Consider the following 25,216-nt stretch of genomic DNA (forward strand, 5'->3'; position numbering starts at 1 on the left):
TGAGCTAAGGAGGAAACTGTATTACTTATTTCTGCTCTAACCTCCCGATAGCTATCGGGATGAGCTAAGGAGGAAACTGTATTTTTATGTGAGAACGTTTTAAAGATATAAAAAGCCACTCTTGCGAATGGCTTTTTGTTTTTCTGCTCCCCCTCTTGGGCTCGAACCAAGGACCCTCTGATTAACAGTCAGATGCTCTAACCAACTGAGCTAAGGAGGAAGGTGTGTTACCTTTAATGCGGTGCAAATATAAGCTGAAATTTTATACTCGCAAATAAAAAATTAAAAAATTTTATAAAAGTTTGTCGGCAACCAGTTGGTAGATATCCTTCCCGAAGGTTAATGCCATTAAGGTCAGCAAGATAATCATTCCGGCGGTTTGCACATGACCCATCGCTTTTTCGCTCAATGTTCGGCCTGTAATCATTTCGGCTATGGTAAACAAGGCGTGTCCACCATCCAATCCCGGAATCGGTAACAGGTTCATGAACGCCAATCCGATAGAGAATAGAGCCGTGAAATTCCAAATGAATTCCCAGTTCCAGCTGTCCGGTAAGGCACGCGCAATTCCCACAGGGCTTTTTACGTGTTTGTAGGCTTCGGTTTTCGGACGTAAAATCAGTTTGAATTGTTTTACGTTGTAAATAAGCAATTGCCATGATTCTTTTACCGCCTCAGGGAAGGCTTCACCGATGCTTAGTTTGTTTACGATGTCGTAACTAGGTTGCTTTTTGGATTCCAATCCGAATCCAAGCTTACCGTTAGCTCCAACATGGGCTTGTAATGCTGTGGCCTTACCGTCTCTCAGTACGTTTAAGGTAATGTCTTTGTCGGCCAGTTTTTTTAATTCCGATTTGAATTCGAAAAACTGTTTGAATACCTTGTTGTTAAAACCTATAATAACATCATTTTTCTTTACACCGGCATTTTCAGCTTCAGAACCGGAGGATACTTCGTTTACAAAGGAGTCAGCCATTTCCAGGGAAGGACCGAAGAAAAGAGTGTCGCCAAAACCGATTTTTCCGTCTTTGTCAACGTTAACGGCAATTGTAGCGGGTTGATTGTTTCTTATGATATTCAGTTGAACCGTTTTGTTTTTATGATTTTTCAGTTCGTCTGTCAATTCGTCGTAGTAAGTGAACGATTTGTTTTCAATGCCAGTTAAACGATCTCCCGTCATGAAAATTGCCGGCTTGTTTTTCATCGGTGTAACGCTGTCAATGATAACTTGCGATAACAGGTTTCTGGCACCTACGAAATCCCTGCCTTCTTTGCCTAAAATTTCGGCTTTGTGTGCGTCGGTTAAAACAATGGTTTTCTTTTCACCGTTTCTTTCGATTTCGATGTTGTCACCCAATAAGGCATCCAAAACCATACGGTTGAAACGCGGTTGGTGTGTACCGTCTACCGAAAGGATTTTATCGCCGTTTCGGAATCCAACATTAATCCCTGTTTCTCCGAAGGCCAAGCCGTTTTCCTGAATTTTTTCGGTGGAAACGTATTTCTGACCGTAAGTCGTATACACTACCGTATAGATAACCCATGCCAACAGGACATTGACAATGATACCGCCCAACATGATAATCAGACGTTGCCAGGCCGGTTTGGAACGGAATTCCCACGGTTGCGGTTCCTGTTTCATCTGCTCCATATCCATACTTTCGTCTACCATTCCGGAAAGTTTCACATACCCTCCGATTGGCAACCATCCGATGCCCCATTCGGTATCCCCGATTTTTTTCTTCAGTAGTGCAAAACCGGCATCCATAAACAGGTAGAATTTTTCCACCCGTACTTTGAACATTCTGGCAGTGATATAGTGACCGAATTCGTGAAGAATTACCAATACGGATAGTATGAAAAGGATTTGACCTAATTGTATCATTTTGAACTGTGAATTTTATTATAAACGACAAAAGTAAGGTTTTCACCTTACTTTTTATCATGTTATTTTGGTTTGCCTATTTTTTTATAAAATTTTTATGAATTACCCCTTGTGATGTGGTAATCCTCACGATATGAATACCATTAGAAAGACTACTTACATTGAAACCGGCTTTGGTTTCTGTTCCTACTAACTGACCCAATGTATTGTAAATCTCCGCTTTTTCCAACTGAATGTCGGATGGCAGCTGAACGGTTATGACATCATTGGTCGGATTCGGGTACAAACTGATAGTTTGCTCCAACTCGAAAGCGGCGGTTCCCAAGGTGGCGGTGCTGTTTCTTGAAATGATGTTTCTGTTCGGGTCAAATTGAACGCCTGTCGGAGTAAACGGAACCGGAACTATAAATACCTGTCCGTTTGAAGTGTGATCCAGAACCACATCATGGGTTAAGCCTCCCGCTCCGGTTAAGCGAACAGGTACCGGCATTTCGAAAAACGGTACGGAAACATGAGAAGAGGTTTGGTTGATGGTGATCTTTGCCTGACCCGCGCCCCAAGGTTGGGCATTCACTGTGTAGGTAGGGTAGCCTTGTTGGTATACCCAATCGTTGAAAAACTCATCCAAATCCATTCCTGAGACCGTTTCCATATGGTTCTGAAACTGTGGGGTTACGGCATAACCGTAGGATAATGCAGGGTCGTTCAGGTAGTTTCGCAATCCCTGAAAGAAAGCGGCATCTCCCATTTTGTGACGTAACATATGGGTTACCATCGAGCCTTTGTCATAGGAAATTCGGGAACTGAATATGGTATTGACATTTAAGGCCTGAGCATCCGTTAAGTATAAATTTCCTCCGGTTTGCGAAGTGATACTACCTATTTTGTTATTTTTCCAACTTACGAAGTTTGGCACTCCATCAAGATTTTCAACTACCAATCCCGACATGTACTCAGTAAGTCCTTCGTTTAACCAAATGTCTTTCCAGGTGCCACAGGTTACTTTGTCGCCAAACCATTGGTGCGCCATTTCATGAGCAATAAGGCTGCGGTTCCATCCGCCCATGAAGGAAACGGTAGTGTGTTCCATTCCGCCACCCCAACCAAATTGGGCATGGCCGTATTTTTCATTCCGGAAAGGGTACGGGCCCACAAGCGTTTCAAACAGATTGATAATGTTGGGGGTAACCGCTAAACTGGTCTGGGTTGAGGCAGCCGTTTCGGGATAGATGTAATTTACAATGGGGAAGAACGGGCTGGCTACTGTTCCTAATCCGCCCTGTTGGTTATAAATCTGGTAATTGGTTACGGCAATGGCTATCAGATAGGCCGGAATTGGGTAGCCATGATGAAAATGTGTGGTTTTATTGCCTCCATTGATAACTTGCGATTGCTCCAAACCGTTTGAAACGCTGGTGTACGTTGACGGTGCGGTAATATGTACGTCGATGCTTGCCACTTTGTCGTTTAAGTCCTGTTTGCACGGCCACCAGTCTCTGGCGCCGAAAGGTTCGGATAATGTCCATAAAATGGGTGTTCCTACATGTGAACTTGTAATAAAGGCTTGTTCTCCGGATGCCGGAGCTCCCGAATAAGTTATTTTAACCGTTGCCGAATTCCCTGTAGTTAGAGTTGAAGGAAGGGTTATTACCAGTTCATTATTTGCATTTTGGACAAAACTCAGGTTCGTAACCCCTTGCATAACGCTACTTACTGTTAATTGATTTGTTAAGTCAAAGGTAACCGTTGTCATATCAGACAAAGCGGTAAATGTCGTTGTTACTATTCCTGCAATATTATATACTGCCGGATCAACAGTAAATTCGAGTTTGTGATAGGTCACATCATAATTTTGCGTATTGGGATTTACCCGGAAATTCATGGTTTTGGAAGCCGATTTCATTTCCGCTTCAATCATTCGGTGATAGTCCTCATCATGTGTTTGCGAAAATCCGGTGCAGGTTGCGAGTAATGCAAAAAGTAGGGCGAACTTTTTCATAATCTTTAAAAATTTTCCCAAATGTAGCAATTAATTTAACATAGAATATTTTTTCAGACGATTTTATAACAATAGAGAAATCTCTTTTTCAGACCAAACAAGTTTGTTTTTTACTACAGTTGTAATCAAACAATTCCTTAAATTTGCTCACTTTAAAAAATCAAAACGTATGTTACAGATCGCTTTTATCAGAGAGAATCAGGAAAAAGTCATTCAGGCATTGGCAAAAAGGAACCTAGATGCCAAAGCAATGGTGGCAACCGTGGTGGCATTGGACGAAAAACGTCGTGCAACCCAAGTGGAATTGGATACCATTTTGGCTGAATCGAACAAGTTGTCGAAAGACATTGGCGAACTGATGAAAAGCGGTGAAAAAGCCAAAGCGGAGATTTTAAAGGAAAAATCAACCCAATTGCGTGAAAAAGGAAAAGAACTTACCGAAGCATTGAATACGGTTTCGGAAGAACTGACACAGGAATTATACAAATTACCCAATACGCCGGCCGATATCGTTCCGCAGGGAAAATCAGCGGATGATAACGTGAATGTCTTTCAGGAAGGCGATATTCCGGTATTGCACGAGGGTGCGTTACCACATTGGGATCTGATTAAAAAATATGATATCGTTGATTTCGAATTGGGTACGAAAATCACCGCGCCGGGCTTTCCGGTTTATAAAGGAAAAGGCGCGAAGTTGCAACGGGCCCTAATTTCGTATTTCTTAGATAAGAATACCGATGCCGGTTACCAGGAATATCAGGTGCCGCATCTTATAAATGAAGCTTCCGGATACGGAACAGGACAACTGCCGGACAAAGAAGGACAGATGTACCACGATGCCAAAGACGATTTGTATCTGATTCCGACAGCAGAGGTTCCGGTAACGAACATCTTCAGGGACGTGATTTTACAGGAGAACGAATTACCGGTTTTATGTACCGGATATACACCTTGTTTTCGAAGGGAAGCGGGTTCTTGGGGTGCTCACGTGCGCGGTCTGAACCGTTTGCATCAGTTTGATAAAGTGGAAATCGTGCGTATCGAACATCCCGATAAATCCTATGAAGCATTGGAAGGCATGGTGGAACATGTTAAAGTGTTGTTGCAGGAATTGAAATTACCGTACCGTATTTTACGTTTGTGTGGCGGCGATATGGGATTCACATCGGCATTGACCTATGATTTTGAAGTGTTCTCGACGGCGCAGGACCGTTGGCTGGAAATTTCTTCGGTCTCGAATTTCGAAACGTTCCAGGCCAACCGTCTGAAATTACGTTTCAAAGGAAAAGACGGTAAGACACAATTGGCACACACCTTAAACGGAAGTTCTTTGGCATTACCGCGTGTATTGGCGGGAATCCTGGAGAATTACCAGACACCGGAAGGTATCGTGATTCCGGAAGTGTTGCGCAAGTACACCGGTTTTGATATTATCGATTAAGACAATCTTATTTAATAAATGAAAAGCAGATCGAAAGGTCTGCTTTTTTTGTTCTGATTATACCGTTGTTAATTTTAGATTTTGGTATTGTTGCGCAATAAAAGAAGTGGTTTGGAGTTATAAACGAATGCACATTTAATTTTTTTTTTTCATGCGATTTTTCTACACTTTTCTTATTGTTGTTTTTTCAACTCATTTGTCTGCTCAGGACAAAGCCATGACTTTTAATGAGGCCAAAACGATGGGTAATCCGGTGGAAAAACTGGATAAGTTATATAAGGGAGCTCTTCATACGGAAACCATCCCGGGCGTTTTTAAAACCGAAGCAGAACAGGAACAATTGATTGCGGCATACACCAAATTACTGCAGGATTTTGCAACCTACCTGAAAGAGAATAAGTTCAAATGGGAACGACCGACCCGTTGTTTCAATCGTATTTATATCAATAAGAGCGGTGCGATAGATTATTTTATTTACAATTTTTCGGTGAACAAGGACAAGCCGGAAGAAAATATTTCGGAAGCCAAAGCAGCCGAATTCAAACGACTTCTGAATGCATTTGTAAAGGACTACCGCTTTTCGGTGACCGCCAACGAGCAGTTTGCACAATGCAGTCCGGTCACATATAGGGACAGCGAATAATCCAAAGGTTAAAATGAAAGTAAAAGCAGGCGAATGACCTGCTTTTTATGTTAAATACAATTGCTCTTATCCAAACAATTCTCCAACCACATCCTCAATCTTAGCGACCATTTTAATCTCAATCAGGGTGTTTTTGAGTGCAATTTTATTGTATTTGGAAACGAAAATCGTCGAGAAGCCTAATTTTTCCGCTTCCTGTATGCGTTGTTCCACACGGTTTACGGGTCGGATTTCTCCGGAAAGCCCCACTTCGCCGGCAAAACAATAATTTTTCCCTACCGGAATGTCTTCGTTAGAGGATAAAATCGCGGCCACTACAGCCAAATCAATCGCCGGATCGTCAACGGAAATCCCTCCGGTCACGTTTAAAAACACGTCTTTGGAACCCAAATGAAAACCGGCGCGTTTTTCCAATACGGCTAAAATCATGTTCAGTCGCTTGGCATTGTAGCCCGTGGTGCTTCTTTGTGGCGTTCCGTAAACGGCGGTGGAAACCAATGCCTGAATTTCAATCATTAACGGACGCATACCTTCCAGGGTAGACGCAATGGCTGTGCCGGAAAGTTCTTCGTCTTTGTGGGAAATCAGAATTTCAGACGGATTCGTCACTTCCCGCAATCCGGAGCCCTGCATTTCATAAATCCCTAATTCGGCTGTGGAACCGAAACGGTTTTTGAGCGAGCGAAGGATTCTGTAAACATGATTCCGGTCGCCTTCAAACTGTAAAACGGTATCGACCATGTGTTCCAAAATCTTCGGTCCGGCGATGTTGCCATCTTTGGTGATGTGTCCGATAAGAATCACGGGTACGTTGGTTTCTTTGGCATATTTGATCAGTTCGGCGGTACATTCGCGAATCTGCGAAATACTTCCGGGCGAGGATTCGATGTAATCGGTATGCAAGGTCTGAATGGAGTCGATAATTACGATTTCCGGTTCGATTTCCTCAATCTGCCGGAAAATATTCTGCGTTTTGGTTTCGGTCAGAATGTAGCAATTGTCACCGCTTGGGGTAATCCGTTCAGCGCGCATTTTTATCTGTTTCTGACTTTCTTCTCCGGAAACGTATAGGGTTTTGTACGGCAGTTTCAGTGAAATCTGCAATAAAAGCGTACTCTTTCCAATACCCGGTTCGCCACCCAAAAGGGTTAACGATCCCGGAACCAAACCGCCGCCCAAAACCCGGTTCAGCTCACCGTCTGTGGTATCTAACCGGATTTCTTCGGCAGAATCGATTTCGTTTATTTTTAAAGGTTTGGCGGCCTTTTTAACCAAAGATGTTTCGGTTTTCCAGGCGGCTTTTTCCTCTTTTTGTATTACTTCTTCAACAATGGTATTCCATTCCTTGCAGGCGGTACACTGGCCTTGCCATTTGGCAAATTGTGTTCCGCAACTCTGACAAAAAAAAGCGGTTTTTATTTTGGACATTACTGTGGTTTCGGTTCTTCTGTTGGAGTTTCAGTAGGGGTTTCGGTAGGAGTTTCTGCAGGTGTTTCAACGGGAACTTCCTCGGTCTCTTCTCTGTTTTTCTTGTTGCGTTCTTTGCCTTTTTTCAGCTGTCCTTTAATGGCATCGGCACGTTCCAGCATCATGTCTTTGGTTAAATCACGAATCGGTGTTAATCCGAAAGCGCTCATGAAGGCTTTTTGTGCTTTGGCCGGTTCACCGGTATTGTCGTAAAACATCGCTTTGTGGTATTCACTCAGCATGGTTTTAGGATAGTTTTTCTTGGCCAATTCGGATAACGGCATGAAATCTTCATAATTTTTGTTTTTCATGATGGCCGCTTCAATGGCTTTGAAATCCGTCAGACGAATCGTCGGCATGAAGCCTAATTTCTTTTGGATGTTCGTGTATTTGTCCACTAAATATTGGGTGTGTCCTTTGTCCAATTTGGCCAGCTTTTCCTGAAATTCATTCATGGAAATAGGTTGGTAGCCTTCAAAAATAGCCGAGATGGCGTTGTTGATGGCATTGGGAACCAATGAGTAATGTGAGGTGTTTTTAAAATCGTCGAAGCCATATTTTACGAAATCGGTTTTAACGGCTTTAGCACCTTCGTCCAATAGTTTGATGCGTTCTCTCATCGGTTTTAAATCCCCGTCGGCAGTAGCTAGATAAAAGAAAATCGGTTTTTGGGCAATTTTCAGTCGTTCCGGGATACGGATTTCCATTTCTTCAGGTAATTCCGGACTTAAACACAAATAGGCGTTAAAAACCGGGTTGTCCTTGTACAGGTAAGCGTTTAGGAATCCGGCCGTCAAATCGTGTCCGGCTATCAGACGGTATGGCGCTACGCGGTATTTTTTTTCGATGTACGGTAACAGTTCAATTCCGATGAATTCAAAGAATTTTGCGCCTTGTTCTACCGGAAGGCCGTTTTCGTCAAATTGCGAATCGTACTCCCGTTCGTTGGCTTTGTTTTGACTGATTCCCACGATTATCACTTCCGGAAGATCATCCCAATAGGCGCCGTATTTCATGGTTCCCATTACAGGATCCAGTAAATATTCGCTATCCAAAACCACGAAAACCGGATATTTTTTATCCTTAGCGGATTCATACGACGGAGGTAGGATGATACTGATGTCACGAACACCTCCTAATTTTTGGGATTCGAACGGTTCATCGAAGCGCTGTGCAAATACGGAACTTGATATAAATGCAAGTAACAGAAGTAATTTCGATTTCATAATTTACTTAATTAAGCTGTTGAAAATAGAACAGCAATATAGCAAATTATTTTTTGCGATTGAGTATCGGTAAAAGTAAAAAAGAAAGTCCGCCCAAAAGCACCACCAAGGCCGTTTGAGAGGTCCATAAAATCCAGCCGAAAGTGGTACCGGCCGTTTCCGGAATGTTGTATAAAACCAAGATTTGTGCAATCATCAGCGGGAAAGCACCAAAACCGCCGTTGGTAAAGGTAACTGCCAAACTTCCCACCACAAAGGCGGTGACAATTACTCCCAAACCGATATCGCTGGTTTCGGGTAGGGCAAATACGGCAGCATAAAACGTCAATACGTAGGAAATCCATATAATGCCCGTATGAATGAGAAACGGAACACGATTGGGCATTTTAAAAGTGCTCAAAAGGCCTTCAATTAATCCGGATATTTTGTCTTTTATGAACAGAATTGGTTTCCAGGTGGAGTAAATGAACAGCAAAACGACCACGATAAAGCCGAATATCCCAATAAAACCCAGATACATCAGTTTTTCCACCGGAACGGTTGCCGTAAGAAACGATTTCAGTTGGTCGAATTGCAAAACCAAAGCGGTCAAAATAAATCCAATCAGAATGAAAAGGTCGATAACGCGTTCGGCAATGATAGTTCCAAACGCTTTGTCAAACGGGATGTCATTGTATTTTTTCAGTACCAGGGCGCGGGAAACTTCTCCGGAACGCGGTACGGTATAATTCATCAGGTAGCCGATGCAAACAGCAGCGAAATTATTCCGGAATTGGGAAAAATACCCCATGTGTTCCAGACTGTAACGCCAGCGGTACCCTCGGGAAGCCAGACTGACAATTGAAAAAACAGAAGAAATAGCAATAAATCCGTAATTGGCGTTCTGAAAGTAACCTTTCATTTCCTCCAATTGTCGGTCGGTAAATTTATTGTAGGTGTAAAAAACCAAAAAAACTCCCAACAAAAGTGGGAGTCCGACACCAAGTGCTTTCTTAATTTTTTCGTTCAAAATTATTTCAGTGAATTGTCATGCTCGTTAGGGAACACCAATGCCGGCTTGAAGTCTTTGGCTTCTTCGCAGGTCAGGATGCCGTAAGCAATGATAATAATAATGTCACCTTTGTGCACTTTTCGGGCAGCCGGTCCGTTCAGGGTGATTTCACCACTGTTTCGGGGTCCGGTGATGGCATAGGTTTCCAGACGTTCCCCATTGTTGAGGTTTACGATGGAGACTTTTTCGCCTTCAAAAATGTTGGAAGCTTCCATTAAAGCTTCGTCAATAGTAATACTACCGATGTAGTTTAGATCGGCTCCAGTCACCTTTACGCGGTGAATCTTGGATTTAACAACGTGAATTTGCATGGTGCAAAGTTATATCAATTTAGTGAAATATTATCTATCAATCGGATGTTGTTTATGAAAATTGCGATGAACCCGCGGTATTTTTTGGTTTTGCTTTTTCTTTTGCAGGGCAATAAGGTGGCTTCGTCGGCGATTTCAAAATACTCCAGTTGAAAATTCGGATGTTTTCTGAAGGTGTTTTCCACGAATGCAATAACCTCTTTTGCCGAATGGTTTTCGAATTTCGTTTTGGCTTCTTTTAAGGTTTTGTAAATCAGTGCCGCTTCGTTCCGTGCCGATTCCGAAAGGCGTTCGTTTCGGGAACTCATCGCCAGTCCGTTGGCTTCGCGATGGATCGGGCAGCCGTGAATCGTTACCGGTATCTTGTGTTTTTCCGTCATCTTTTTCACAATCTGTAACTGCTGAAAATCTTTTTCACCGAAATAGGCATTGGTTGGCTGTACAATCTCAAACAGTTTTTTTACGATGGTGCCTACACCGTCAAAGTGACCGGGACGGTGGGCGCCTTCCATCTGGAGCTCCAGCCCGTCGTAATTGAATGCGGTGGATTTGGTGTTGCCTTCATAGATGTCTTCCACGGCCGGAGCATATACAAGGATGTCGTTGGAAACGGATTTTATTTTTTCGACATCACGTTCTAAAGTCCTTGGATAATTGGTTAAATCTTCCGCATTGTTGAACTGCGTCGGATTCACAAAAATGCTTACCACGGTTAGGGTGTTGTTTTTTATGGATTCTTTCAGGAGTGACAAATGCCCCTGATGTAAAGCGCCCATGGTGGGTACAAAGCCGATTTTGGTTTTTGGGGAACTTAAGGCGTTCAGATGTGCCGTTAAATCGGACTTTTTATTGAAGACAAACATTTTCTTCGGGTTTAAATTGACTGCAAACTTACTATTTTGTTAAATAACTGCATAAATTTTTGTAATTTTGCCTGTTTTTTGTACCCAATTTTTAAAAATAAAATACAAATGGAGGATAAGAGGATATTGTATGTATCATCCGAAGTAGTGCCGTACTTAGCTGAAAATGAGGTTTCTTTAATGTCGTATGACGTGCCGAAAATGATTAACGATCAGGGCGGACAAATACGCATTTTTATGCCCAGGTACGGAAATATTAATGAGCGCAGGCATCAATTGCATGAAGTAATTCGATTGTCAGGAATGAATTTGGTGGTGAATGATATGGACATGCCTTTGATTATTAAAGTTGCTTCGATTCCGAAAGAACGCATTCAGGTGTATTTCATTGATAATGATGAATATTTCAAACGCAAAGCGACCTTTACCGATGAGGAAGGGGTTTTGTATCCGGATAACGACGAGCGTGCTATTTTCTTCGCTAAAGGTGTAGTGGAAACCGTAAAAAAACTCAACTGGGTGCCGGACATCATTCATGTGCACGGATGGATGGCAGCCATGCTTCCGGTATATATGAAACATTTCTATAAAAACGAAGCGCTTTTTGCCGATACCAAAATCGTGACTTCCGTTTACAGCCAGTCTTTCGACGGCACTTTAGACATGGAAATGCTTAAGAAAGTGACTTTCGATAACGTTCCGGAAGAAGCCGTAAGTGATTTGGCAACACCGAATTTCGAAAACATCATGCGCGCTTCGATTATGCATTCCGATGCGGTGATTATTGCGTCCGAAGAGGTCTCTCCAAGTTTAACAAAATTTATAGAAACATCAAACAAACCTTTTTTACCTTTCGTTCCGAAAGAAAAATTTGCGGAGATGTATACTAATTTCTACAAAACGCAGGTTTTATAATAAACTGACATATAAAATATGAATAAAATTTCATTGGGGAAGAAGCTTCTGCTGTTGACTTCCGTTCTGTTTTTCGCTTCTTGTGATAAAGATTTCAACACCATCGGTTCAGAGATTGTTGATAATGATTACTTTAACTTCACCAAAGAGGAACTGGCGGTTACGGCGGAAAACTTTGCGACAGGTCCCGTGCAAACCAATAACCTGTCTTTAAATGCTTTGGGCACATATTACAATCCTGCTTTTGGAGGAACAACGACCACTGCTCATTTTGTTACACAGGCGTCACTGCCTTTTGACAATGTTACCGTGAATACGAACCCGGTAGTGGATTCGGTTTGGGTTTATGTGCCGTATTTCATTGGTCAGGAAACAGGAACCGACGCTAACGGAATAAGACAGTTTGAGTTGGATTCGGTTCATGAGAATACGGTCAATAAATTCAAGCTGAAAGTATATGAAAACGGATACTATTTAGGGAATTACAATCCGGATAATGAAAACGGTATTCAGCGTTTTTATTCGGATGATAAGGATAAAATCGAAACCTATAAGTTAGGAGCCACTTCAACGGTTAACGCTACACCGGTTGTTAACGGATTGCCTTTAAACAATGGACCGGTTGCGGAAAACGATCAGTTTTATTTTAGAACGGAAGAGAAAATCATTTATAAGACGAACGGGAACGGATTGTATGTCGATGCGGCCGGGGTGGTTTTGCCGGATGCAGATCAGGGTGATGTTTCCAAGCGTGTCATTAAAGAGCGATTGGCACCTGGATTATGGTTGAATCTTAATAAAGACTATTTTAACGAAAGAATCTTAAAGGCGAACGCTCAGGAACTGACCAACAACAATACGTTCAGGTCGTATTTCAGAGGATTGTATTTCCAATCGGAGGCTATTGCTGCTAAGCAAGGAGCTTTGGCGTTGTTGGATTTTTCCAAAGGGTACATAAAAATGACGTACAAAATGGATGCGGCTACTGATGATGATAATAATCCGGCGACCCCAACAGCGGTACGACTTAAACGTTCACTAACGCTCAAATTGGGCGGAAACACGGTGAACTTTTTTGACACGGATTATGCTTTGCCTTCCGGTCCGGCGGGTGAAAAACTGTACTTAAAAGGCGGTAACGGATCGGCAGCTTATATCGATCTTTTCGGGGCAGATGGGTTGGATGAAGGTACTACCCCGGATCAGTTGGATGCGTTAAGAGCAAGCAATTGGTTGATTAATGAAGCGAATCTTACTTTTTATGTTGATCAGGATGAAATGTATCCGTCCACTGATGCGGAGAAGACCAGGGAACCCAACCGTATTTATCTGTATGATTACAATAATAAAAAGCCTATTATTGATTTTTATGCCGACGGTTCGACAAACGGATCCAATCCCAAGTACAATAAGAGAGGTTTTGGAGGTATTATTGAAAAGGAGCCAGGGGCTGACGGCAAAGGGATAAAATATAAAATCAGAATCACGGATTACCTAAAAAGCTGTATTGAAAAAGATTCGACCAATTTCCGATTGGGATTGGTGGTAACCGAAAATATCAATACCATTACCAATGCTTATCTGAAACCTGCTGCAGGTCAGCAGCCTTCACAGATTGTGCCGCTCTCGTCGGTTATCAATCCTTTGGGGACGATTTTGCACGGTCCGAACAGTGCAGATCCGGAAAAAAGACTTAAATTAGAGATTTACTATACAAAACCTGACTAATTATGTGTGGAATTGTTGGCTATATAGGTTACAGAGAAGCTTATCCTGTAATCATTAAAGGATTAAAAAGACTCGAGTACCGTGGGTATGACAGTGCCGGTTTGGTTTTGTGTGAAGACGGAAAATTCAAACTTTCCAAAACAAAAGGAAAAGTTTCCGATCTCGAGGCAAAAGCCGAAAAAGAAATATCATTAACGGGAACGATGGGTATGGGGCATACGCGTTGGGCTACTCATGGGGTGCCAAACGATGTCAACTCGCATCCGCATTTTTCGAACTCCGGAGAATTGGTGATTATCCATAACGGAATCATTGAAAATTACGAGCCGTTAAAAAAAGAATTAATCAATCGTGGCTATACTTTCAAATCGGATACCGATACGGAAGTGTTAATTAACCTGATTGAGGAAGTTCAGAAAAAAGACAATCTTAAATTAGGGAAAGCCGTTCAGGTAGCCTTAAACCAAGTGGTTGGTGCCTATGCGATTGCAGTGATGGATGTCAAAAAACAGGATGAAATCGTTGTGGCGCGTTTGGGGAGTCCATTGGCTATCGGAATCGGAGAAGGCGAATATTTCATTGCTTCCGACGCTTCTCCTTTCATCGAATATACTACAAATGCAATTTATCTTGAAGATGAGGAAATGGCTATTGTTCGTTTGAATAAACCGATGAAAGTCAGAAAGATAAAAGACGATTCGTTAGTGGATCCATACATTCAGCAGTTGCAGATGAACCTGGAACAGATTGAAAAAGGCGGTTACGATCATTTCATGCTGAAAGAGATTTACGAACAGCCTAATGTCATTAAGGATACTTACCGAGGTCGTTTGCATGCTAATAAAGGCATGATTCAAATGGCAGGAGTGGAAGATAATATTGAAAAATTCACCAACGCCAACCGAATCCTGATTGTAGCTTGTGGTACATCATGGCACGCCGGATTGGTGGCAGAATATATTTTTGAAGAATTCGCGCGCATCCCTGTTGAAGTGGAATATGCTTCCGAATTCCGATACCGAAACCCAATCATTTATCCGGACGATGTGGTAATTGCCATTTCGCAATCGGGTGAAACTGCTGATACTTTGGCAGCGATTAAACTGGCAAAGGAAAAAGGAGCGTTTGTTTTCGGTGTATGTAATGTGGTAGGTTCGTCCATTTCGCGTGAAACGCATGCGGGAGCCTATACTCATGCCGGACCTGAGATTGGGGTGGCCTCTACCAAAGCGTTCACCACGCAAATCACGGTATTGGCGATGATGGCATTGCGTTTGGCGAAAGCAAAAGGCACCATGAACACGTCGGATTATCAGCGTTATTTGCTGGAATTGGAATTGATTCCGGAGAAAGTGGAAGAAGCATTGCAAACCAATGAGGTGGCAAAAACCATTGCCGCTATTTATAAAAGCGCGCCTAACTGTTTGTATTTGGGGCGCGGCTACAATTTCCCGGTAGCTTTAGAAGGGGCATTAAAATTAAAAGAGATATCCTATATTCACGCAGAAGGGTACCCTGCTGCAGAAATGAAACACGGTCCGATTGCTTTAATCGACGAACACATGCCGGTGGTAGTTATAGCGCCGAAGCAGAATCATTATGATAAAGTGGTAAGTAACATTCAGGAAATCAAAGCCCGTAGCGGGAAAATCATTGCGGTGGTGACCAAAGGCGACACCCAGGTGCGCGCATTGGCCGATCACGTAATTGAAGTTCCGGATACTGCAGAGGCTTTGACACCGTTGTTAACGACCATTCCGTTGCAACTGTTGTCGTACCATATTGCGGTACTGCGCGAGTGCAATGTCGATCAGCCCAGAAACCTAGCAAAATCAGTTACTGTGGAGTAATATCAAAGGCGGATTTTCTACAATCCGCTTTTTTGTTGCAAAAAATTCAAAAATTAATTTTCATTTTTAGCAGATAAAAAACTATCTTTGCGCTCTGAAAAAAGAGGTTTTTTCAAGAAACGTAAATAGCTGTTTAATAAATACATAAGCAATGTCTAAAGTTACAGGAAAAGTTGCACAGATTATCGGACCGGTAGTGGACGTGGTTTTCAACACGCAAAACGCCGAACTTCCAAAGATTTATGATTCATTAGAAATCATTAAAAAAGATGGTTCAAAATTAGTACTTGAGGTGCAGTCTCACATTGGTGAGGATACCGTTCGTACAATTTCCATGGATTCAACGGATGGTTTAAGTAGAGGTACTGAAGTGCTTTCAACGGGTAACCCAATCCAAATGCCAATCGGAAAAGATATTTATGGACGTTTGTTTAATGTAATCGGAGACGCTATTGATGGTCTTGGAGATTTGCCAAAAGAAGGTGAGAATGGTTTGCCAATTCACCGTCAGGCTCCAAAGTTCGAAGATTTATCAACTTCATCGGAAGTTTTATTCACGGGTATTAAAGTAATCGACTTGATTGAGCCTTATGCAAAAGGAGGTAAAATCGGATTGTTCGGTGGTGCCGGTGTAGGTAAAACGGTATTGATTCAGGAGTTGATCAACAATATTGCAAAAGGTCACGGTGGTCTTTCTGTATTCGCAGGAGTAGGAGAAAGAACACGTGAAGGAAATGACTTGCTTCGTGAGATGTTAGAGTCAGGTATTATCAAATACGGAGAAGATTTCATGCACTCTATGGAAAATGGAGGATGGGATTTATCCAAAGTAGACAAACCGGGAATGAGAGAGTCAAAAGCTACTTTCGTATTCGGTCAGATGAATGAGCCACCAGGAGCACGTGCTCGTGTAGCTTTATCAGGTCTTTCTATCGCTGAGTATTTCCGTGATGGAGCTGGTGAAGGACAAGGAAAAGACGTATTATTCTTCGTGGATAATATCTTCCGTTTTACACAGGCAGGTTCTGAGGTATCGGCACTTTTAGGACGTATGCCATCTGCGGTAGGGTACCAACCAACATTGGCTACTGAAATGGGTGCGATGCAAGAGCGTATCACATCAACAAAAACAGGATCTATTACATCTGTACAGGCGGTTTACGTACCTGCGGATGACTTAACGGATCCGGCTCCGGCAACAACGTTTGCGCACTTAGATGCAACAACGGTATTGTCTCGTAAAATTGCTGAGTTAGGTATTTACCCTGCGGTAGATCCATTGGATTCTACTTCTCGTATCCTTACACCGCAAATTTTGGGTGCTGAGCATTACGACTGTGCACAAAGAGTAAAAGAGATTTTACAGAAATACAAACAATTACAGGATATCATTGCGATCTTAGGTATGGAAGAATTGTCTGAAGAAGATAAATTGTCTGTATCAAGAGCACGTCGTGTACAACGTTTCTTGTCTCAGCCGTTCCACGTAGCAGAGCAGTTTACAGGTATACCGGGTGTATTGGTTGATATTAAAGATACTATCAAAGGATTTAACATGATTATCGACGGGGAGTTAGACCACTTGCCGGAAGCAGCGTTCAACTTGAAAGGTACCATCGAAGATGTTATCGAGGCTGGACAAAAAATGTTAGCTGAAGCATAAATCGGTTAGCAGTTATCAGTTGGCAGTATTCAGATTTACTTCTAACTTCTAACTTCTGACTTCTAACTTAAAAATTATGATTTTAGAAATAGTATCACCAGAAGCCACATTATTCAAAGGAGAAGTTACTTCGGTATCGGTTCCTGGAGTAAACGGCGAGTTCCAGATGTTAAACAACCACGCGCCAATCGTGTCGTTGTTAGGGAAAGGAAACGTAAAAATCGTAGGTTCGGGTTTGAAAATCGCAAAGGAATTTGCCGATAAATTCAACAAAGTAAACGAACAGACCTTTTGGTTGCCAATCGAATCCGGAACTATCGAAATGAATGACAATACGATAATTGTTTTAGCCGACTAAGACAATTGGACCCAAGCGTAGCGAAGTGTACGCTGTAAAATAAAAGAAAAAAGTCTCGAGAAATCGGGACTTTTTTTATAGTAGGAACTCCTTCCAAAAGACAGCAGCCGTAAATTAACAAAGGAATGTGCGTCAAATACAAATTCAATGTTTAAATTTATAGCTTAATTGCGCTGATGAAAAAAATTTTCTTCCATATTCTGTTCCTGTTTTCGCTAACCGTTTTCTCGCAAAACGAACAGTTGGCGCAAAATTATTTTGACCGTGGCGAATTCGAAAAAGCCATCGTAGTGTATGAAGACGTAATCAAGGCACAACCCTACAATTATGGGGCCTTTCAAAAAGCAGTACTTTGTTACCAGCAGTTAAAGCACTACGACAAAGCCGAAAAACTCATTCAAGGTCGTATCGACAGGTTAAAACAAGACAACCTGTATGTCGAGCTGGGCTATAATTATCAGTTGCAGAAAATGCAGGATAAAGCCGAAATAAATTATAAAATCGCGTTAGATAAAATCAGAGAGAACCCCAATAACGTGTATGGTGTTGCGAATGCTTTCGAGCAGAAAGTACTTGTGGAAAAAGCCATTCAGGCCTATGAGTTGGGGAAATCGCTGAATCCGAATTTCAATTTCGACTACCAGTTGGCCTTACTGCAGGGACAAATGGGCAACATGGAGCTGATGACCGATAAACTTTTGGATTTCGCATTCACCAACCAGATGAACCTTCCGATGGTGCAAAACCAACTCACCCGATTCATGACCGACGACGCCAGCGAAACCTTTAACAATTACCTGAGAAAAGCCTTATTGCTGCGTACCCAGAAGACCCAGGACATCTTTTGGAATCAGTTTCTGAGTTGGTATTTCGTTCAGCAGAAGGAGTACGGAAAAGCCTTCATTCAGGAAAAAGCCATCTTTAAACGCAATCCCGAGAATTTCTATAACATCATCAACCTGGCGCAATTGGCGGTGCAGGACGACGAAGTGGCCACAGCAACGGAGATTCTGAACTTCATTCTGCAAAACACCCAAGATTTGGAATTACAAATGGAGGCCCATTATCAGCTCGTTTCCATGGAAATCGATGATGCTGACGCGAAAGATTATCCGGCAATCAAACAAAAACTGGAACTGTTGCTCAAACAGTACGGAATAACGCCTTACTCTTTGCACCTGCAAATCCTCTCGGCACATTTTGACGCGTTTCAGTTAAAGCAATTCGATTCGGCGAAAGCCACTTTAAACAAAGCGCTGGCATTGCCGTTAAACAATTACCAAAAAGCCGAAGTCAAAGACGAACTGGCCGATATCCTGCTGTTGGATGAAAAATTCAATCAGGCCATCATTTTTTACGCGCAGATAGAAGATGATCTCAAAAACGACGAAATCGGGCATCAGGCGAGTTTGAAAATGGCCAAAGCAAGTTATTTCAAAGGCGACTTCGAATGGGCGCAAAAGCAGTTTAAAGTGCTGAAATCGTCCTCTTCCCAGTTGATTGCGAACGACGCCTTGGAATTGTTTCTGCTCATCAGCGACAATACGGTGGAAGACAGTACGCAGGTCGCCCTGAAAAAGTTTTCCCGTGCCGATTACCTGATGTACCAACACAAAACCACTGAAGCATTAAACCAGTTCAAGTTGGTTTTGGAACAACATAAAGGGCAAACCATCGAAGACGAAACGTTGTTAAAAATCGGACAACTGTATGAAAAACAAAACGATTTCCAACAGGCCTTAAGTTTCTACCAGCAAATTCTAGACAAACACAAGGAAAGTATCTATACCGATGAAGCCTTATTTTTCTCCGCAGAAATTTACCGAAAACAGCTGCAGGATAGCGAAAAGGCCAAAACGCTTTACGAAAAAGTGATTTTCAACCACCAGGACAGTATTCATTTTGTCGAAGCGAGAACCTATTACCGGAAACTGCGGGGCGATACGAATTTATGACAGACACCATAGAAGGTTAGACTTCTTAGAAAGTTAAACATTTAGAAAATCAGATGTTTTGTACTTTTAGAAGAAAGCTAAAATTCAGTGCAGTCAAAAATCTAAGAAGTCTAATGATCTAACAATATAAAAAAAATGATAATCTACAACGTAACCATCAATATACACGAAAGCGTGCACGACCAATGGATGCAATGGATGCAGGAAAAACACATTAGCGACGTTTTAAATACCGGAAAATTCACCTCGGCGCGTATGGTAAAAGTGTTGGTGGAAGAAGAAATGGGCGGGGTAACCTATTCCATTCAGTATACTACCGATTCTAAAGAAACCTTACAACGCTATTACAAGGAAGACGCGCCAAGACTCCGCGAAGAAGGATTGCAGCTTTTTGGTGATAAAATGCTCGCGTTCCGCACGGAACTGGAATTGATTTCGGAACATTAAGTCAGACAATTTAGATTTTTAGACTGACTTAGACTGCTTAGATTTTTTAATCTAAACTGTTTTAAATAGCACTTATCTAAAAAATCTAATAATCCAACTTTCCAAGAAGTCTAAAAATCTAAGAAGTCTAAAAATCTAACATAGCTAAAAAAATATGGACGACACTACAAGAAAAGAACTGCGGCTGGCCGTTTTAATAGATGCTGATAATGTTCCGTATTCTAATATTAAAGAGATGTTGGAGGAAATTGCCAAAAACGGAACGCCAACAATCAAAAGAATTTATGCCGACTGGACCAAACCCACCGTTACCGGATGGAAAAACGTGTTGTTGGAAAATGCCATCACACCCATTCAGCAATACAGTTACACCAGCGGGAAAAATTCCAGCGACAGTGCCTTAATCATAGACGCCATGGATATCCTGTATGCAGATAAAGTGGAGGGTTTCTGCATCGTTTCCAGCGACAGTGATTTTACACGACTGGCCACACGATTAAGGGAAGCGGGTATGAAAGTCATCGGGATTGGGGAACAAAAAACACCAACCCCTTTTATCACGGCTTGCGACAAGTTCATTTACATAGAAATCCTGAAAGTAGCCAAGGAGGCAAGCCCCGAAAAAGACATTGCGCAAAAAAGCAGACCCCAAAAGGAAAGCAAACCGCTCAACAAACCGGACAAAGCGTTGCTGACCCTCTTAACAAACAGCATTTCCGATTTGGCCGACGAGAGTGGCTGGACCTTTTTAGGCGAATTAGGGAATTTTATTCTGAAAAATAAAACTGACTTTGATCCGAGAAATTACGGTTTCCAAAAATTGTTGCCCTTGATCAGAAGTCTGGACAGATTCGAAATCGATGAAAGGGAAACAGGAAACAACAAAATCCGACACATTTACGTAAGGATAAAAGAAACAAAACGGGTTCCGGTAACCCGACACAAAAAATAACATGGATAAAGTAAAAGCAAAAAAACACCTCGGGCAGCACTTCTTAAACGACGAAAGCATTGCCAAAAACATAGCCGATGCTTTGACATTGAAGGGCTACAAAAACGTATTGGAAATCGGTCCGGGTATGGGTGTGCTTACCAAATATTTACTGGAAAAACCCATCGACACCTACGTAATCGAAATCGATACCGAATCCGTAACCTATCTCGAGGCACATTATCCGAAACTGCACGGAAAAATCATCTCCAAAGATTTCCTGAAATACAACATTAAGGAGGTTTTCAAAGACGAACCGTTCGCCATCATCGGGAACTTCCCGTATAATATTTCGACACAAATCGTTTTCCGAACACTGGAACTGCGCGACCAGATTCCGGAATTTTCAGGCATGTTCCAAAAGGAAGTGGCTGAACGTATCTGCTCCAAAAAAGGAAGCAAAGTCTACGGTATCCTGTCGGTTTTGGCGCAGGCGTTTTACGATGTGGAATATCTCTTCACGGTAGACGAACACGTGTTTACCCCACCACCCAAAGTGAAATCGGGCGTGATGCGCATGATCCGTAAGGAAAACTACCAATTGCCCTGCGATGAGAAATTATTGTTCACCGTGGTGAAAACTTCGTTCAACCAACGCAGAAAAACCATGCGCAACAGCTTAAAATCGATGAACCTTTCGGATAAGTTACGAGAAGATAGTATCTTTGACCTCCGTCCGGAACAACTTTCGGTGGAACAATTTATAGAACTGACCCAAAAAATAGGAGCCGATGGAGTTTAAAATCAGCAAAGACCTAATTCAACAATTAGAGCAACTCATTCAAAGCAAGAACGACCAGCAACTGGAAGTCCTCCTGAATGACTTGCACCATGCTGATATAGCCGAAATTCTGGATGAACTGGATTTCGAAGAGGCTACCTATATTTTTAAAGTCCTGGATTCCGAGAAAACCGCGGAAATCCTGTTGGAACTGGAAGACGATTTAAGGGAAAACATCTTACGACGCCTTTCAGCCAAAGAAATTGCCGAAGAACTGGACGAGTTGGATACCGATGATGCGGCCGACATTATTGCCGAATTGCCGCAGTCCAAAATGGAAGAGGTAATCTCCGAGCTGGAAGACGTCGAACACGCCAAAGACATTGTTGATTTGTTGCGTTACGACGAGGATACCGCCGGAGGTCTTATGGGGAAAGAGTTGGTGAAAGTGAACGAAAACTGGAACGTACTCACCTGCGTAAAGGAAATGCGCCAACAGGCCGAACACGTAACCCGCGTCCATTCGATTTATGTGGTGGACGACGAAGACCGTTTGAAAGGCCGTTTGTCGTTGAAAGACTTGTTGACCACTTCCACCAAAACCCCCATCAGTGAGGTGTACATCAAAAAAGTGGATTACGTGAAAGTGGATACCCCCGATGTGGAAGTAGCCCGTATCATGCAAAAATACGACTTGGAAGCCATACCCGTGGTGGACGAAATGGGCCGATTGGTGGGCCGTATCACCATTGACGATATTATCGACGTGATTAAGGAAGAAGCCGACAAGGATTACCAGTTAGCGGCCGGTATCTCGCAGGACGTGGAAGCCGATGACAGCATTCTGGAACTCACCCGCGCGCGTTTGCCGTGGTTGGTCTTGGCGTTGTTGGGTGGTTTTATCACCGTTCGCGTGATGGGTCTTTTCGAAGCCATCATGGAAGAGCACGGCAAACTGTTTTTCTTCACACCGCTTATTGCCGCGATGGCCGGAAATGTGGGCGTGCAATCCTCGGCGATTATCGTGCAGGGTTTGGCCAACAATACCATTACCGGAACCTTGGCGCAGCGCTTGTTCAAAGAACTGTCGCTGAGTTTGCTAAATGGGTTCATTCTGGCGGTTATCCTGTTCCTGGGCAGTCATTTCCTGCTGGGCTTTGAAATTGCCATTGGCGAAGTCGTTGCCATTGCCCTAATCACGGTAATCATTACCGCTTCCCTAATCGGAACCTTTATTCCCATTATCCTTAACAAATATGGGATTGATCCCGCACTCGCTACCGGACCCTTTATCACGACCAGTAACGATATACTCGGGATATTGATTTACTTCTCCATTGCCAAAGTCATTTTAGGATTTTAGGGTATTCCATGCCTGTTTTTAAAAACTAATTGGGTTATCGGAAGTGTCCCCTTGTGGGGGCTTTAGGGGTGTTCCCTTTGGAGGAACTCACTAGCGATGGCATTTAGTCCATTCCGACGAAAGGCGGAATCCGGAGCGAATGGTCCGGGCTTCTTAGCAATCCCTGTTCCTGCTTCCCGATAGCTTTCGGGACGCTCCAATCTGTCATTGCGAGCTTGCTACACCATCTCAGAATAACAGGATTTCCACTACCATCAGGGCTATAAAAGAAACCTTTTTTGTCTCAGTTGTGATGCAAACCAGTACCAGAATATGATTAATCTGTGGAAATCCGCGTAATCTGTGGTTTAAAATTTTCAGAAGTCAAAGCGAAAGATAGTGTAGCCTATAGTTTTTCAACCGCTTTAGAGGTTAATGAAAGTCTCAGATTTTGCCGTTGTAACCCGTTCGATTTTTTAGATGCCACCGAAATCCCTATCTTTATTTTTTATTTCGACCTATGGCCAATACAAACCGCACCCTACAACCCGTTACCGAAACCAAAATTCTGCACCTCGACAGCAACCATCCGTTGTTGTGGGAACAGTTGGAACAAGCCGGATTTCAGAATTTCGAAGACTTCAAAGCCACCAAACACGAAATCGAAGCCGAAATCCACGATTACCACGGGATCGTCATTCGCAGCCGTTTTAAAATCGACCGCCATTTTCTCGACAAGGCCACCAACCTGCAATTCATCGCAAGGGTAGGCGCCGGACTGGAGAGCATCGATTGCGACTATGCCGAAAGCAAAGGCATTGCCCTAATCGCCGCTCCCGAAGGCAATCGCAACGCGGTGGGGGAACACGCACTCGGTATGCTGTTGTCGCTTTTCAACAACCTGAACAAGGCCGACAGGGAAGTGCGCAGCGGGCACTGGAACCGGGAAAGCAACCGCGGGCACGAACTCGACGGGAAAACCGTGGGCATCATCGGGTACGGAAACATGGGAAAAGCGTTTGCAAAAAAACTTCGCGGGTTCGACGTGGAGGTGTTGTGTTATGACATTGCAAACGGCGTTGGCGATGAAAATGCACGTCAGGTAAAGTTGTCTGAATTTTTACAGCAAGTCGATGTGGTAAGTCTGCACACCCCATGGACACCCGAAACCGATAAAATGATCAATGCCCATTTTATCAATGCCTTTGCCAAACCGTTCTGGTTCCTCAATACCGCCCGGGGGAATAGCGTGGTCACTGCCGATTTGGTAGCCGCCCTGCAATCCAAAAAAATCCTCGGTGCCGGACTGGACGTGCTGGAATATGAAAAACTCTCCTTCGAACATTTGTTTGACCACGAAAAACCACCCGCTTTCGACTACCTCCTGCAAGCCGATAACGTACTGCTCACCCCGCACATAGCGGGCTGGACGATGGAAAGCAAAATCAAACTGGCACAGACCATTGCGGATAAGATTGTGCAGTTGTACCGGTAATTTTTAGTTCCTTCCTACGGAGGATTGTGGTATTTCTTACGTTTATTAACAATTATGTGATAGTGTGTTGATAAAAAGTAAGTAAAATAGTATAGATACATTTTTATAGTATTCTTTTTCGCATCATATTTGTGGGATAATAACTATAAAACACACACAATGCCATTTACGAATTTTGACAGCAGACATTTCAGCGCTGCAGAGAAAACCACCGTGAACAATGCCGTTACCGCTTTAGAAACGGCTTTAGCACCCAAACTGGCCAACCTTTCGGCCGACGAACGCCAACAGTACGGAAGCGTGAACGAACAAAACAAACTCATCATCAACAAGGTAAAAGACTTCCGCGACAGCCAGCCCAACCTGAGCAGCCCGGATGTGGACTGGACCGAATTCCTAAACGATTTCGACACCCGTGCTTTTTTGCAAACCAACATCCAACGTTTGCAGAGTTTAATCGACGGCTTGAACAATGCCAAAATCCTGCACGATTGGGACAATTATCAGGCGGCGTTGTCGGATTATGATTTTGCCAAATACAAAGTGACTACACAGGCCGTAGGGTATCAGACTAAGGTGAATGAGTTGGGGCAGTTCTTTGCCGGAAGACCAGCCGGAAGTACGCAAACCGCCAAGCAAGGCGATGAAAATGTGGTGGTGTAATACTCATTGCTTTCTAAAAAAACACTAAAACCGACAGTTTACTGTCGGTTTTTTTTATGCTTTCCATTGAGGTTTAGCGCGTTTTAACGAAAAAGAATACGTCCTCGAACGTATTATACTACGTTCGGAACCCCTTTTAATGGGTTGGTCAACCCTTTTTACTACGTTCGAGACCTATTTTATTACGTTAGTTACCGTATTA

Annotated in this window: 21 protein-coding genes and 1 tRNA gene; 14 read left to right on the forward strand and 8 right to left on the reverse strand. The window is 42.9% G+C overall.

From position 1 onward, the window contains the following. Window positions 1-146: 146 nt before the first annotated feature. The 3 genes from BLQ05_RS11960 to BLQ05_RS11970 form a co-directional block, all read right to left on the reverse strand. A tRNA-Asn gene (locus tag BLQ05_RS11960) sits at window positions 147-220 on the reverse strand. A gap of 72 nt (window positions 221-292) precedes the next feature. After that, the gene (locus tag BLQ05_RS11965) at window positions 293-1,885 is read right to left on the reverse strand and encodes a site-2 protease family protein (protein WP_023577543.1); all 1,593 of its coding nucleotides are present in this window, start codon (window positions 1,883-1,885) and stop codon (window positions 293-295) included. 76 nt (window positions 1,886-1,961) lie between these two features. Next, complete coding sequence (locus tag BLQ05_RS11970; protein ID WP_023577542.1) at window positions 1,962-3,884, reverse strand: M1 family metallopeptidase; 1,923 nt, start codon at window positions 3,882-3,884, stop codon at window positions 1,962-1,964. A gap of 169 nt (window positions 3,885-4,053) precedes the next feature. Here BLQ05_RS11970 and serS point away from each other — a divergent pair, with 169 nt between their 5' ends. Both serS and BLQ05_RS11980 read left to right on the forward strand, forming a co-directional pair. Then, entirely contained in the window at window positions 4,054-5,325 is a 1,272-nt protein-coding gene (serS, locus tag BLQ05_RS11975) for a serine--tRNA ligase (protein WP_035655008.1), read from the forward strand. A 151-nt stretch (window positions 5,326-5,476) separates the two neighbouring features. Then, window positions 5,477-5,968, forward strand: a complete 492-nt coding sequence (locus BLQ05_RS11980; RefSeq protein WP_023577540.1) for a hypothetical protein — start codon at window positions 5,477-5,479, stop codon at window positions 5,966-5,968. A gap of 66 nt (window positions 5,969-6,034) precedes the next feature. Here the strand turns inward: BLQ05_RS11980 and radA are convergent, their stop codons facing one another. The 5 genes from radA to panC are packed head-to-tail and all read right to left on the reverse strand — an operon-like array spanning window position 6,035 to window position 10,886. Continuing rightward, complete coding sequence (radA, locus tag BLQ05_RS11985) at window positions 6,035-7,396, reverse strand: DNA repair protein RadA (protein WP_035655005.1); 1,362 nt, start codon at window positions 7,394-7,396, stop codon at window positions 6,035-6,037. After that, entirely contained in the window at window positions 7,396-8,661 is a 1,266-nt protein-coding gene (locus tag BLQ05_RS11990; RefSeq protein ID WP_023577538.1) for an alpha/beta hydrolase, read from the reverse strand. Before BLQ05_RS11990 ends, radA begins: the two co-directional genes overlap by 1 nt. Before the next feature lie 46 nt (window positions 8,662-8,707). Next, complete coding sequence (locus BLQ05_RS11995) at window positions 8,708-9,670, reverse strand: lysylphosphatidylglycerol synthase transmembrane domain-containing protein (protein WP_023577537.1); 963 nt, start codon at window positions 9,668-9,670, stop codon at window positions 8,708-8,710. 2 nt (window positions 9,671-9,672) lie between these two features. Next, entirely contained in the window at window positions 9,673-10,023 is a 351-nt protein-coding gene (panD, locus tag BLQ05_RS12000) for an aspartate 1-decarboxylase (protein ID WP_023577536.1), read from the reverse strand. A gap of 14 nt (window positions 10,024-10,037) precedes the next feature. Beyond that, on the reverse strand, window positions 10,038-10,886 hold the full coding sequence (panC, locus tag BLQ05_RS12005; protein WP_023577535.1) for a pantoate--beta-alanine ligase: 849 nt from the start codon (window positions 10,884-10,886) through the stop codon (window positions 10,038-10,040). A 108-nt stretch (window positions 10,887-10,994) separates the two neighbouring features. On the opposite strand from panC, the gene BLQ05_RS12010 reads away from it, so the two are divergent. The 12 genes from BLQ05_RS12010 to BLQ05_RS12065 all read left to right on the forward strand — a co-directional run bounded on the left by BLQ05_RS12010 (window position 10,995) and on the right by BLQ05_RS12065 (window position 25,014). Then, window positions 10,995-11,801, forward strand: a complete 807-nt coding sequence (locus tag BLQ05_RS12010; RefSeq protein WP_023577534.1) for a glycogen/starch synthase — start codon at window positions 10,995-10,997, stop codon at window positions 11,799-11,801. An 18-nt stretch (window positions 11,802-11,819) separates the two neighbouring features. Next, entirely contained in the window at window positions 11,820-13,529 is a 1,710-nt protein-coding gene (gene bamH / locus BLQ05_RS12015) for a BamH family beta-barrel-assembly machinery protein (protein WP_023577533.1), read from the forward strand. A gap of 2 nt (window positions 13,530-13,531) precedes the next feature. Continuing rightward, a complete protein-coding gene (gene glmS, locus BLQ05_RS12020) occupies window positions 13,532-15,379 on the forward strand; it encodes a glutamine--fructose-6-phosphate transaminase (isomerizing) (RefSeq protein ID WP_023577532.1) in 1,848 nt (615 codons plus the stop codon). Window positions 15,380-15,530: 151 nt separating this feature from the next. Next, the gene (atpD, locus tag BLQ05_RS12025; protein WP_023577531.1) at window positions 15,531-17,042 is read left to right on the forward strand and encodes a F0F1 ATP synthase subunit beta; all 1,512 of its coding nucleotides are present in this window, start codon (window positions 15,531-15,533) and stop codon (window positions 17,040-17,042) included. Window positions 17,043-17,118: 76 nt separating this feature from the next. Next, window positions 17,119-17,400: a F0F1 ATP synthase subunit delta/epsilon gene (locus BLQ05_RS12030; RefSeq protein ID WP_023577530.1), complete on the forward strand. Its 282-nt coding sequence runs from the start codon at window positions 17,119-17,121 to the stop codon at window positions 17,398-17,400. Between the two features lie 176 nt (window positions 17,401-17,576). Then, entirely contained in the window at window positions 17,577-19,355 is a 1,779-nt protein-coding gene (locus BLQ05_RS12035) for a tetratricopeptide repeat protein (RefSeq protein ID WP_023577529.1), read from the forward strand. Window positions 19,356-19,490: 135 nt separating this feature from the next. After that, a complete protein-coding gene (locus BLQ05_RS12040) occupies window positions 19,491-19,802 on the forward strand; it encodes a DUF4286 family protein (RefSeq protein WP_023577528.1) in 312 nt (103 codons plus the stop codon). 154 nt (window positions 19,803-19,956) lie between these two features. After that, window positions 19,957-20,754 carry an NYN domain-containing protein gene (locus BLQ05_RS12045; RefSeq protein WP_023577527.1) on the forward strand — a complete coding sequence of 266 codons (798 nt, stop codon included), beginning with the start codon at window positions 19,957-19,959 and terminating at the stop codon, window positions 20,752-20,754. Between the two features lies 1 nt (window position 20,755). Continuing rightward, window positions 20,756-21,535, forward strand: a complete 780-nt coding sequence (gene rsmA / locus BLQ05_RS12050; RefSeq protein WP_023577526.1) for a 16S rRNA (adenine(1518)-N(6)/adenine(1519)-N(6))-dimethyltransferase RsmA — start codon at window positions 20,756-20,758, stop codon at window positions 21,533-21,535. Beyond that, window positions 21,525-22,877 carry a magnesium transporter gene (mgtE, locus tag BLQ05_RS12055; RefSeq protein ID WP_035655002.1) on the forward strand — a complete coding sequence of 451 codons (1,353 nt, stop codon included), beginning with the start codon at window positions 21,525-21,527 and terminating at the stop codon, window positions 22,875-22,877. The genes rsmA and mgtE overlap by 11 nt, the downstream gene beginning before the upstream one ends. Window positions 22,878-23,376: 499 nt before the next feature. Next, the gene (locus tag BLQ05_RS12060) at window positions 23,377-24,351 is read left to right on the forward strand and encodes a 2-hydroxyacid dehydrogenase (RefSeq protein WP_023577524.1); all 975 of its coding nucleotides are present in this window, start codon (window positions 23,377-23,379) and stop codon (window positions 24,349-24,351) included. A gap of 159 nt (window positions 24,352-24,510) precedes the next feature. Next, window positions 24,511-25,014: a hypothetical protein gene (locus BLQ05_RS12065; RefSeq protein ID WP_023577523.1), complete on the forward strand. Its 504-nt coding sequence runs from the start codon at window positions 24,511-24,513 to the stop codon at window positions 25,012-25,014. Window positions 25,015-25,216: the final 202 nt, after the last annotated feature.

The organism is Flavobacterium saliperosum (assembly GCF_900100625.1).
Lineage (GTDB): Bacteria > Bacteroidota > Bacteroidia > Flavobacteriales > Flavobacteriaceae > Flavobacterium > Flavobacterium saliperosum.